This window comes from Kribbella deserti, from assembly GCF_042434725.1.
Lineage (GTDB): Bacteria > Actinomycetota > Actinomycetes > Propionibacteriales > Kribbellaceae > Kribbella > Kribbella deserti.
In genome coordinates, this window is record NZ_JBHLTC010000037.1 from 149,493 (window position 1) to 161,493 (window position 12,001).

Here is a 12,001-nt window from a genome sequence, read left to right on the forward strand (position 1 = left end):
ACGTCTTCCGCCGCGCCGGGGTGGTGGCGGATGTGGATGCTTGGTCGTGGGGTGGCTTCGGCTGGCACGGGTGGTGCGGGTGGATTCTTTCCGACGGTCGGACGCGGAATGCGGTGATTGACGTCGGCGGGTACCGGCTTTTGGGACGGCTGCCGAGTTTCTTCATGAGTACCTGGCTGCAACCGGGTAGCGGTCAAACAACTCGGCAGCGGGCAACCCGAAACCCGGTAGCCGCGCCAGAACCCGGTAGCCGCGCGGCCAGCCGATGCGGCGTCCGGGGGGCGGGTCAGCGCGGGAGGGATTGGTCCAGGAGGTGGGCCCAGTGGTGGACGATGCGTTGGCGGCGGGCGCTGTCGTCGGTTAGGAGGTCGGCCAGGCCTAGGCCGCGGGCCATGTCCAGGACGCCTTGTACGGTTTCGCGGACGCCGGGGGTGCGTTCGTCGACTTCGAGGACTTCCAGTAGGGCGCGGTGGGCTTGGCGGCCTACGTGGCTTTCGAGGCTGGTGATTTGGCGTCGTAGCGGTTCTTCGGTCGAGGCCGCGACCCACAGGTGCAGGGCCGCGCGGAACAGCGGGCCGGTGTAGACGTCGGCCAGCATGCTCACGATGGCCTCGGTGCGGCCGGCGCCACCCGGAAGGGCGGCGGCTTGTTCGCGGATCTCGGCCAGTCGTACCTCGGTCATGTACTCGACCGCCGCCGCGAACAGGTCGGCTCGGGTCGGGAAGTGGTGCTGTGCGGCACCACGCGATACCCCGGCCCTCGCCGCGACGACCGCCACTGTGGTCGCGGCGTAGCCGACGGCGGCCAGGGATTCGACTGCGGCCTCGAGCAACTTCTGCCGGGTGGCCCGGCTTCGGTCCTGCTGAGGCTCTTTCGGAAGTTCAGACATGTCAATCGAGGAAGATATCCGGCGCCAGGTCAGCTTCGCTCGCCGCCAGCCGGTACGGCGTCAGGTCGGTCACGCCGGCCGAGGCCAGTACCTCGTCGTCGATGAAGAACTGCCCGGTCTCCGAGCCACTCAGTACGACGTACGCCGCGTCGGCCACGATCTCCGGCGTGCGCGACCGGGCTGTCGCTTCGGCACCGCCGAGCAGGTTCTGCACCGCGGCGGTCGCGATCAACGTACGGGGCCAGAGCGAGTTCACCGAGATCCCGTCGGGCCGTAGTTCCTCGGCCAGGCCCAGCGTGGTGAGGCTCATTCCGTACTTGGCCATCGTGTAGGCCAGGTGCGCGCCGGCCCATCGCGGCGACAGGTTCAACGGTGGGGACAGCGTGAGGATATGTCCGTGCGGGGATCGCCGTAGCGCCGGGATGGCGAGTTTCGACAGCAGGAACGTGCCGCGGGCGTTGATGTCCTGCATCAGGTCGTACCGCTTCATGCTGATCTCGTCGGTCTTCGACAGGTCGATCGCGCTCGCGTTGTTCACCACGATGTCGATACCGCCGAAGGCCTCGACCGTCCGGGTGACGGCCTCGGCGACGGATTCGTCGTTGCGTACGTCGCCGACGATCGGCAGGGCCTTACCGCCCGCGGCCTCGATCTCCTTGGCCGCCGAGTAGATGGTGCCGGGCAGTTGCGGATGCGGATCGGTGGTCTTCGCGACCAGCGCCACGTTCGCGCCGTCGCGGGCGGCGCGCAGGGCGATCGCGAGGCCGATACCGCGGCTGCCGCCCGACATGATCATGGTCTTGCCGGCGAGTGTCATGCGCTGGCCTCCCGGGCCCGGAGTTCACGGCGAAGGATCTTGCCCGATGCCGCTTTCGGTACCGCCTCGATGAACTCGACCCGGCGGATCTTCTTGTACGGCGCGACCCGTTCCGCGACGTACGCGATCACGTCGTGCTCGGTCAGCGTCACGCCCGGCATCGGTACGACAAACGCCTTGGGTAGTTCGTGCCCGTCCGCGTCGGCCACACCGATGACGGCCGCGTCGGCGATCCGGTCGTCGGTGAGCAGGACGGCCTCCAGCTCGGCCGGCGGAACCTGGTAGCCGTGGTACTTGATCAGCTCCTTCAACCGATCCACCACATACAGGTAGCCCCGCTCGTCGACGCGGCCGATATCGCCGGTGTGCAACCAGCCATCGCGGTCGATCGTTGCCTCGGTCTCCGCCGGGCGGCCGAGATAGCCCTTCATCACCTGCGGGCCACGGATCCAGATCTCGCCCACCTCGGTGTCGTTGCCCTCGGCATCCACCAGCCGCATCTCGGTGGACGGGAAAAGCTTGCCCACGGCACCAGCCGGCGGATCCACCTCGTCCTGCGGCACGGCGTGCGTGCCGGGCGAGAGCTCGGTCATGCCATAGGCCTGCAGTACGGCGTGCAGCCCGAGCCGTTTCGCGCAGGCCTCGGCCAGGACGCCATCGAGTGGTGCCGCCGCGGACGTGACGTACTTCAGCTCGGACAGGTCGACGCCGTCCACCGCCGGGTGTTTCGCCAGCGCCAGCACGATCGGCGGCGCGACGAAGGCCCGGTTGATCTTGTGGTCCTGCAAAACCGTGAGGAACTGCTGCAGGTCGAACTTCGGCAGCACCACTACCGTGGCGCCGAGCCGCAACGGCAGGTTCATCAGCACGGTCAGCCCGTAGATATGGAAGAACGGCAGGATCGCGATGATCCGCTCACCCGGAGCGACGTTGATCGAGGCCTCGGCCTGCACGATGTTCGTGCCGATATTGCGGTGGGTCAGCATCACGCCCTTGGCCGCGCCGGTGGTACCACTCGAGTACGGCAGTACGGCGACATCGTTGGCCGGGTCGATCTCCACCACCGGCTCGGGTGCTTTCGTGCCGAGCAACTCCAGCACCGAGCGGAAGCCCTCCGCCTCGTCGCAGACGAAGACCTCCTCCACCGAAGTCCCCGCGACGGCCTCGGTCGCGACCGGCAGGAAGACCGACACGGTGACGAGGAACCGCGCGCCCGAGTCCTTCAGCTGTTTCGCCAGCTCCGCCGCGTTGTAGAGCGCGTTCACCGTCGTGACGGTGGCGCCCGCCCGGGTGGCGCCGTAGAACACGACCGGGTAGAGGATCGTGTTCGGGCTGTACAGCGCGATCGTGTCCCCGTGCCGAACCCCTAGCTCGGCAAAGGCCGCGGCCATCCGCCGGGTCATCGCGTCCAGCTGGTGGTAGGTGATCTCCTTGCCGGTCACACCGTCGATCAGCGCGGGCCGGTCGCCGTACTCCGCGGCACGTCCGAGCACCGCGTCATGGATCGGCACATCCAGGATCTCGATATCGGGGTACTCACTGCGGATCACCATCGGGCGGAACCTCCAGAGAGACGGATTTCAGTACGACTTCGGCAGGCCCAGGCTGTGCTGGGCGACAAAGCTGAGGATCATCTCGCGGCTGACCGGCGCGATCCGGCTGGCCCGGGCGGCCGCGACCAGCGAGGCCACGCCGTACTCGACCGTCATGCCGTTACCGCCGAGGCACTGGACGGCCTGGTCGGTGGCGCGCACGGTCGCTTCCGCGGCGGCGTACTTGGCCATGTTCGCGGCCTCGCCCGCGCCGACGTCATCACCCGCGTCGTACAGCGCGGCGGCCTTCTGCATCATCAGCCGGGCCAGTTCGAGCTCGATCTTGCACTGCGCCAGCGGATGCGCGAGGCCTTGGTGGCTGCCGATCGGCTTGCCCCACACCTCGCGTTGCTTGACGTAGGCGACGGCCTTGTCCAGCGCGTGCCGGCCGATCCCGATGGCGAACGCGGACGCCATCACCCGCTCGGGGTTGAGCCCGGCGAACAGCTGCATCAGGCCCGCGTCCTCCGAACCCACCAGGGCCTCGGGCGGCAGCGCGACATCATCGAGGAACAACGCGAACTGCTTGTCCGGGCTGATCAGGTCCATCTCGATCTGCCGGAACTCCACCCCCGGCGCATCCGTCGGTACGACGAACAGCGCGGGCTTCAACCGGCCCGTGCGGGCGTCCTCGGTCCGGCCGACGACCAGGACGGCCTTCGCCACGTCGAGGCCGGAGATGTAGACCTTGCGGCCGGACAACGTCCAGCCCGAGTCCGTTCGCCGGGCCGTGGTGGTGATGCCGTGTGAGTTCGATCCGGCGTCGGGCTCCGTGATCGCGAACGCCATCGTGGTCGAGCCGTCGGCCAGTCCGGGCAGCCACTGTTCCTTCTGGCCCTGCGTGCCGAAGCGGGCGATGACCGTGCCGCAGATCGCGGGCGAGACCACCATCATCAGCAGCGGACATCCGGCGGCGCCGAGTTCCTCCAGCACGATCGAGAGATCGGCCATACCGCCACCACCACCGCCGTACTGCTCAGGCAGGTTCACGCCGAGGTAGCCGAGCTTGCCTGCCTCCTGCCACAGCTCGGTGGTCTGCCCACCGGAACGGGCCTTCTCGTTGAAGTAGGCGTAGCCGTACTTGCGGCCGAGCTCGCTCACGGCAGCTCGCAGTGCCCGGCGTTCTTCGGTCTCGACGAAGCTCATGCTGATTCCTCCGGTGCTTGGACCACTGCGAGTACGGCGCCGACCTCGACCTGACGGCCGGGTTCCGCGGACAGTTCGGTGACAATGCCGTCGGCCGGTGCCGCGACAGTGTGCTCCATCTTCATCGCCTCCAGCCAGAGCAGAGGCTCACCTTGTTTGACCTGATCCCCCACCGCCACGGCAACGCGGACCACCGTGCCCGGCATCGGCGCCAGCAACGAACCGGCCGCGACCTGTGCCGTGGGGTCGGGGAATCGCTCGACCGGGGTCAGCGCGACGGGCCCGAGCGGTGAATCCACGCAGACCAGGCCCGGGTACGCCGCGACCCGGAAGGTACGACGTACGCCGCCGACCGCCAGCACGACCTCGTTCGGCGTGCAGCTGAGGAGTTCGTGCTCGCCGAGGAGCCGCCCGTCGCGGGCGAACCGGTAGGCGATCTCGTACGTGCCGTTGGCCGTGGCGTAGGTCTTGCGCTGCGGCGCGGACGCGAGATTCCGCCATCCGCCGGGCAAACGGCCTTGGACCTTGGCGGAGGTACGACGGACCGCGGCGTCGGCCAACGCGGCTGCCAAAGCCGAGAGTTCCTCGGTCTCCTTGTCGGCAAGTGGTTCCGCCAGTGTGGCGAGGCCGTGCCGCTCGAAGAACGCGGTGTCGGTCTCACCGGCGAGGAAGGCGGGGTGTCGCAGAATCCGGACCAGCAGGTCCCGGTTGGTGGTGACGCCGTGGATCTCCGCCCGGGCCAGTACGGCGGAAAGCCTTCGCGCGGCGGTCTCCCGCTCCGGCGCCCAGCAGATCACCTTCGCCAGCATCGGGTCGTAGAACACCGACACCACGCCGCCGTCCGCCACCCCCGAATCCACCCGCACGCCTACTTTGCGACGAGTGGACGCGTTTTGCGCCCCTTCCTCGTCCGGGATATTCCCTGAAATCTGGTCAACCGTGCCGACGTTGGGGCGCAGAACGCGTTCACTCGTCGCAAAGTCACCTACCTGGAACCGATGCAGGACTCCGCTCTGGGGTTGCCAATCATGGGCCGGGTCCTCCGCGTACAGCCGGACCTCGATCGCATGCCCAACCGTCGCCGGTGGCGCGGGCGGCAACGCGACGCCGTCCGCGATCGACAGCTGAAGGGCGACCAAATCCAGGCCAGTCGTCAATTCCGTCACCGGGTGCTCGACCTGCAACCGCGTGTTCATCTCGAGAAAGAAGAACCGCCCGTCGTCATCCGCAAGGAACTCGACCGTGCCCGCGCCGACGTACCCAATCGCGGCAGCCGCCTTCCGAGCCGCCTCGAACAACTCGGCCCGCATGGCCGGCAACCGTGACACCAACGGCGAAGGCGCTTCCTCCACGACCTTTTGATGACGGCGCTGGATCGAGCACTCGCGCTCGCCAACCGCCCACACCGTGCCGTGAGTGTCCGCAAGAACCTGAACCTCGATATGCCGCCCAGTCGCGAGATAGGGCTCGCAAAACACCGTCCCGTCCCCGAACGCCGACAACGCCTCGGCCTCGGCGGCTTCCAGCTCGCCCGCGAGATCCTCCAGCCGGCGGACCACGCGCATGCCGCGACCACCACCACCCGCGGACGCCTTCACCAGCACCGGCAGGTCATCCGCCGTCACGTCCGAGAGCTGCGTGAGAACGGGAACTCCCGCCGCGGCCATCAACCGCTTGGACTCGACCTTCGATCCCATCGACTCAATCGATTCCGGCGTCGGCCCGATCCAGGTCAGCCCGGCCTCGATCACCGCCCGGGCGAACGAGGCGTTCTCCGACAGGAAGCCGTAGCCCGGGTGGATCGCGTCCGCGCCGGTCTTGCGCGCGGCCTCGATCAGCAGGTCGGCCCGCAAGTACGTCTCACTCGGCGTATTGCCCGGCAGATGTACGGCGGCGTCGGCCTCGGCAACGTGCGGCGAGGACGCGTCGGCCGTCGAATAGACCGCGACACATTCCAGCCCGAGTTCGCGCGCGGTCCGGAAGATCCGCAGCGCGATCTCACCCCGGTTGGCGACCAGTACTGACGTGATCATCGGCCTCACATCCGGAAGACGCCGAAGTTGGCGCCGTCGAAGCGGGTTCCCTCGACCGGAGCCGAATGGATGGCGGACAGGCACAACCCGAGCACGGTCCGGGTGTCCCGCGGATCGATCACCCCGTCGTCGTACAGGCGCCCGGACAGGAACATCGGCAGCGACTCCGCCTCGATCTGGCCTTCCACGTAGGCCCGCATCGCGGCATCGCCTTCCTCGTCGTACGGCTGGTTCTTCGCGGCCGCGGCGGCCCGGGCGACGATCGAGAGCACGCCCGCGAGTTGCTGCGGGCCCATCACCGCGGACTTCGCGGACGGCCAGGCGAACAGGAAGCGCGGATCGAACGCGCGCCCGCACATGCCGTAGTGCCCGGCGCCGTACGAAGCGCCCATCAGGATCGAGATGTGCGGGACCAGCGAGTTCGAGACGGCGTTGATCATCTGGGCGCCGTGCTTGATGATGCCGCCTTGTTCGTACTCCTGGCCGACCATGTAACCGGTGGTGTTGTGCAGGAAGATCAACGGCGTGTTCGCCTGGTTGGCCAGCTGGATGAACTGCGCCGCCTTCTGCGCCTCCGCGCTGAACAACACCCCGCGCGCGTTCGCCAGAATGCCGACGGGATACCCGTGCAGCGAGGCCCAGCCGGTCGCGAGACTCGAGCCATACAGCGGTTTGAACTCGTCGAAGGAAGAACCGTCCACCACCCGGGCGATCACGTCTCGCGGATCGAACGGGATCTTCAGATCACCCGGCACGATCCCGAGCAACTCCTCCGCGTCGAACAACGGCTCGTCGTACGACGAAGCAGGTGGCGGGCCGAGCTTCTTCCAGTTCAGGCGGGAGACGATCTGCCGGCCGAGGCGGATCGCGTCCACCTCGTCAACGGCCAGGTAGTCGGCCAGGCCCGAGGTGCGAGCGTGCATCGCGCCGCCGCCGAGGGATTCGTCGTCGGCGTCCTCGCCTGTCGCCATCTTCACCAGCGGCGGTCCGGCCAGGAACACCTTGGCGCCACCGTCGACCATCACCACGTGATCGCTCATGCCGGGGATGTACGCGCCGCCCGCGGTGGAGTTGCCGAACACCAGCGCGATCGTCGGAATGCCCTCGGCCGACAACCGGGTCAGGTTGCGGAACATCGCGCCACCCGGAATGAAGATCTCTTTCTGGGTAGGCAGATCCGCGCCGCCGGACTCGACCAGGCTGATCACCGGAAGGCGGTTCTGCCGGGCGATCTCGTCGGCACGTAAGGCCTTGCGCAGCGTCCACGGGTTGCTCGCGCCGCCTTTGACCGTCGGGTCGTTCGCCGTGATCAGGCACTCGACTCCCTCGACGACGCCGATCCCGGTCACCAGCGAGGCGCCAACGGTGAAGTCCGAACCCCAGCCGGCCAACGGCGACAACTCCAGGAACGGCGAATCCGGATCCAGCAGCAGTTCGATCCGCTCGCGCGCCAGGAGTTTGCCCCGCCGATGATGCCGCTCGACGTACTTCTCGCCACCTCCGGCGAGCGCCTTCGCGTGCTCGACCTCCAAGGCCGCCAACTTCTCCAACATGGCCTCGGCGTTCTCAACCGTTGTTGCGTTCATTCGTCGCAATCCGCCCTTCGCCGTGAGCCTTCAGACGCGGGCAGCAGCGCTGGAAGGGCGGATCGCGACGAATGAACGCAACAGTTCTTCATACGCTGTACCCCAGTCGTTTGGCGGCTAGGCCGGTCATGATTTCGGTGGTCCCGCCTCCGATGGCGAGGATCTTCTGGTCGCGGTACTGCCGTTCGACCTCGGACTCGCGCATGTAGCCGAGGCCGCCGTGCAACTGCAAAGCCCGGTCCGTCACCCATTGGCCCGCCTCGACCGCGGTGTTCTTCGCGAAACAGACCTCGGCGATGACGTCCTCACCCGCCTGTGCGCGCCGTACGACGTCATGCACGTAGACGCGGGCCACGTCGACCCGCCGGGCCATCTCCGCCAGCGTGTGCTGAACGGTCTGGCGCGCCATCAACGGCCGGCCGAACGTCTCCCGCACACGGCACCACTCGACGCTGAGGTCGAGCGCCCGCTGTGCCCCGGCGTACGCCTGAACCGCCAAGGTGAGTCGCTCGCTGACGAAGTTGAGCGCGAGTTGAACGAACCCACTGCCTTCGGCGCCGACCAGGTTCGCCACCGGCACCCGGCAGTCGGTGAACGACAACTCGGCCGTGTCGGAACAGGCCCAGCCCATCTTCTCCAGCTTGCGCGAAACGGTGAAGCCGGGCCTATCCCGCTCGATCACCAGCAGGGAGATCCCGTGCGCTCCGGGTCCACCGGTGCGGACGGCCGTGGTCACGAAGTCGGCGCGGCACCCCGAGGTGATGTAGGTCTTCGAACCGTTGACGACGTAGTGGTCCCCGTCGCGCACGGCCGTCGTCCGGATCGAGGCGACGTCCGAACCACCGTCCGGCTCGGTGATCGCCAGCGCGCCGATGAGTTCGCCCGCCAGGGTTGGTTCGACCCAGCGGGCGAGGTGGTTGGGATCGCCCGCGGCGATGATGTGCGGCAGGGCGATACCGCAGGTCAGCAAGGACGCGACCAGACCGCCCGAACCACCCGCGTAGTGCATCTCCTCGACCACCGCGATGGCGTCCGCGAGCCGGCTGTCGTCCTGATCGACCAGGCCCACGCCCAGTAGACCGAGCGCGCCCGCCTTCTTGTGCAGGTCGCGCGGCAGTTCGCCGGCGCGCTCCCAGTCGTCCAGGTACGGCAGGACCTCCGCGGCCATGAATCGACGTACGGTCTCGCGCAGCGCCTCGCGCTCTTGGGTGTTCACGACAGCAGGACCTCCGGTACGTCGACAAGGCGGGACCGCAACCACTCGCCGAGCGCCTTCGCCTGCGGATCGAACCGCGCTTGCGAGGCGACACCTTCGCCGAGGATGCCTGAAATGACGAAGTTGACGGCCCACAGGTTCGGCAGCAGATGCCGCCTGACCGGCAATTCCTTTGCCTCAGGCAACAATACTTGCAGTCGGTCGACCGTCAGGTAGTGCGCGAGCCAGCGCCAGGCCGTCGCGTCGCGAACCCAGACCCCGACGTTCGCGTCACCACCTTTGTCGCCGCTGCGCGCGCCCGCGAGCGTGCCGAGTGGAACCCGCCGAACCATGGTCGACGGCAATGCCGCGGGCGGTTCCGGCTCGGCGAGGTCCTCCAACGACCTGGATTCGGCCGAGGGCTCGATGCGATGGCGAGTCCCGTCGGGCCGGACCACCGTGTGCTCGATCAACCCGGCCCCGACGTACGCGGGCTTGAACACGCCGTACGGCGCGGCGTCCCCGGGTGGCGCCGTGACGTGAAAGCCCGGGTAGCTCGCCAGCGCCAGTTCGACCGCCTGGTTCGAGAACGCGCGGCCGACGACCTTCGGATCCGGGTCCTTCACCGCGCAGCGCAACACCGCGCTGGCCTGCTCTTCGGTCGGCGCGTCGGGCTGTTCGGTCCGCGCGAACGTCCAGGTCACCTCGCCGGCCTTCGGCAGCAGCTGCCGCCGAACCAGCTCCGCCTTCGCCTCCAGCTCGAGCCCGGTCAGTACAAAGGCCACCTCGTTGCGGAAACCGCCGACCGAATTGAGCGAGACCTTGTACGTCGGGGGCGGCGCTTCGCCGCGAACGCCGGTGATCCGGATGCGATCGGGCCCTTCGGCGACCACCTCGGCGGTATCGAGACGGGCCGTCACGTCGGGACCGGCGTACCGCGGGCCGGTGATCTCGTACAGGAGTTGAGCCTTGACCGTGTCGACCGTGACGGCGCCACCCGTGCCCTCGTGCTTGGTGATGACGCAACTGCCGTCCGCGTGGATCTCCGCGATCGGGAAGCCCGGATGAGCCAGGTCGGGCAATTCGGTGAAGAAGGCGAAGTTGCCACCCGTGGCCTGGCAGCCGCACTCGATCACGTGCCCGGCGACAACCGCACCCGCGAGGGCGTCGAAGTCGTCCCGCTTCCAGCCGTGATGCGCGGCGGCCGGTCCGACGATCACCGAGGCGTCGGTAACCCGCCCGGTCACAACCACGTCCGCGCCGGAGCGAAGCGCCTCGGCGATGCCCCACGCGCCGAGGTACGCGTTGGCGGTGAGCGGTGAACCGAGGCCGAGATCAGCCGCGCGCGGCAGGAGGTCGTCGCCCTCGACGTACGCGATCTTCGGCGCCAGGCCGAGACGATCCGACAGCGCCTGAATGGCCTCGGCCAGGCCCGCCGGGTTGAGGCCGCCCGCGTTGCTGACCAGCTTCACGCCTCGGTCGAGGGCGAGGCCCAGGCCGGTTTCCAGCTGCTTGAGATAGGTCTTCGCGTAGCCGAGCGACGGGTCCTTCAGCCGGTCCCGCCCGAGGATCAACATCGTCAGCTCGGCGAGGTAGTCCCCGGTGAGTACGTCGAGCGGCCCACCCGTGAGCATCTCCTCAACGGCGCTGAACCGGTCGCCGTAGAACCCGGACGCGTTGCCGATCCTTATCCCAGCCGTGGCCCCACTCATGACGTGCCGCTTCCGGCCGGGCCTTGTTCACCGTTCGGCCGGTCAGCACCGGGAGCGGCTTTCGGGCGGCCGGGGCCCGGCGCGCCGGCGAACGCCTGGATGATGTCGAGCCAGCCGTTCGCGTCGGCGCCAACGGCCTCGACGTCGGTGTCGTCCCGATGGCGGCGCTGGGTCGCGAGCAGGCAGAAGTCGAGCGCGGTTCCGGTCACGCGTTGCTTCGCGCCCTCCGGTCCCCAGGTCCAGATCTCGCGATCGGGCGCGACGAGCTCGATCCGGAACTCCTCCGCAGGCGGCTGGCGATCGTTCAGCAGATGGGCGAAGTCGCGCGTCCGCACCGCGAGGTGGGCCACATGCCGCAACCGCTCACTCGGCGTACGTCGTACCTCCAGCGCCTCGAACACGTCCTGCCCGTGCGCCCACGTCTCCATCAACCGCGCCGTCGCCATCGAAGCCGGGCTCATCGGCGGCCCGAACCAGGACACCTTCTGCCCAGCCGGTACGGCGCTGAGCGCGTCAACCAGCTCACCACGGCCTTCGCGCCACAACGAGAGCAACTCGTCGGGCGGCAACGCGGCACCTTCCGCGGCACCCTCGTCGACGAACCCGGTGGGATTGGCCAACGCCGTCTCAAGATGACGGGCGAACCCCTCTGGATCGGTCGCAGCCAGCACCGAAGCCTGGTCCGTCCACGCGAGATGGGCGATCTGGTGGGCGACCGTCCACCCCTCAGCCGGCGTCGGTCGCGCCCAATCGGCCGCGGGCAAACCCGCGACCAGGCGGTCCAGCTCCTGGCTCTCGGCGGCAAGATCATCAAGCACTTCATCCAGCTGAACCACGGCGACTCCTGTTCGACCGGTCCCGCCCGAGCCTCGCACGCCAACCAAAAAGAATCAAGCGCGCTTGTTTTCATCCCCGTCCCCCACCCCGCCCCGGCGTGTCCCCGTTCATCGGACTCTTGTGACCCGGCGTGTCGCCGTTCATCGGACGCTTCTGACCACCGACGGACGGCACGGCGTTCCGGCCACGCCCTC

The 12,001-nt window shown here is 68.3% G+C and carries 9 protein-coding genes; all 9 read right to left on the reverse strand.

Translation table 11 applies throughout. The features are described 5' to 3' along the window. Positions 1–286 precede the first annotated feature (286 nt). The 9 genes from ACFFGN_RS29035 to ACFFGN_RS29075 all read right to left on the reverse strand — a co-directional run bounded on the left by ACFFGN_RS29035 (position 287) and on the right by ACFFGN_RS29075 (position 11,806). Positions 287–889, reverse strand: a complete 603-nt coding sequence (locus ACFFGN_RS29035) for a TetR family transcriptional regulator (protein WP_380053813.1) — start codon at positions 887–889, stop codon at positions 287–289. A 1-nt stretch (position 890) separates the two neighbouring features. Beyond that, on the reverse strand, positions 891–1,706 hold the full coding sequence (locus ACFFGN_RS29040; RefSeq protein ID WP_380053816.1) for an SDR family oxidoreductase: 816 nt from the start codon (positions 1,704–1,706) through the stop codon (positions 891–893). Next, positions 1,703–3,259, reverse strand: a complete 1,557-nt coding sequence (locus ACFFGN_RS29045; protein ID WP_380053819.1) for an AMP-binding protein — start codon at positions 3,257–3,259, stop codon at positions 1,703–1,705. The genes ACFFGN_RS29040 and ACFFGN_RS29045 overlap by 4 nt, the downstream gene beginning before the upstream one ends. 27 nt (positions 3,260–3,286) lie before the next feature. Further along, positions 3,287–4,444, reverse strand: a complete 1,158-nt coding sequence (locus ACFFGN_RS29050) for an acyl-CoA dehydrogenase family protein (protein WP_380053822.1) — start codon at positions 4,442–4,444, stop codon at positions 3,287–3,289. Continuing rightward, positions 4,441–6,477: an acetyl/propionyl/methylcrotonyl-CoA carboxylase subunit alpha gene (locus ACFFGN_RS29055; RefSeq protein ID WP_380053824.1), complete on the reverse strand. Its 2,037-nt coding sequence runs from the start codon at positions 6,475–6,477 to the stop codon at positions 4,441–4,443. Before ACFFGN_RS29055 ends, ACFFGN_RS29050 begins: the two co-directional genes overlap by 4 nt. Positions 6,478–6,482: 5 nt before the next feature. Beyond that, positions 6,483–8,063 carry an acyl-CoA carboxylase subunit beta gene (locus ACFFGN_RS29060; RefSeq protein WP_380053827.1) on the reverse strand — a complete coding sequence of 527 codons (1,581 nt, stop codon included), beginning with the start codon at positions 8,061–8,063 and terminating at the stop codon, positions 6,483–6,485. Positions 8,064–8,151: 88 nt separating this feature from the next. Then, entirely contained in the window at positions 8,152–9,279 is a 1,128-nt protein-coding gene (locus ACFFGN_RS29065; RefSeq protein ID WP_380053830.1) for an acyl-CoA dehydrogenase family protein, read from the reverse strand. Continuing rightward, a complete protein-coding gene (locus tag ACFFGN_RS29070) occupies positions 9,276–10,970 on the reverse strand; it encodes an acyclic terpene utilization AtuA family protein (RefSeq protein WP_380053833.1) in 1,695 nt (564 codons plus the stop codon). Before ACFFGN_RS29070 ends, ACFFGN_RS29065 begins: the two co-directional genes overlap by 4 nt. Beyond that, positions 10,967–11,806, reverse strand: coding sequence for a TIGR03084 family metal-binding protein (locus tag ACFFGN_RS29075; RefSeq protein ID WP_380053835.1), 840 nt, complete (start codon positions 11,804–11,806; stop codon positions 10,967–10,969). Before ACFFGN_RS29075 ends, ACFFGN_RS29070 begins: the two co-directional genes overlap by 4 nt. Between the last annotated feature and the right edge of the window lie 195 nt (positions 11,807–12,001).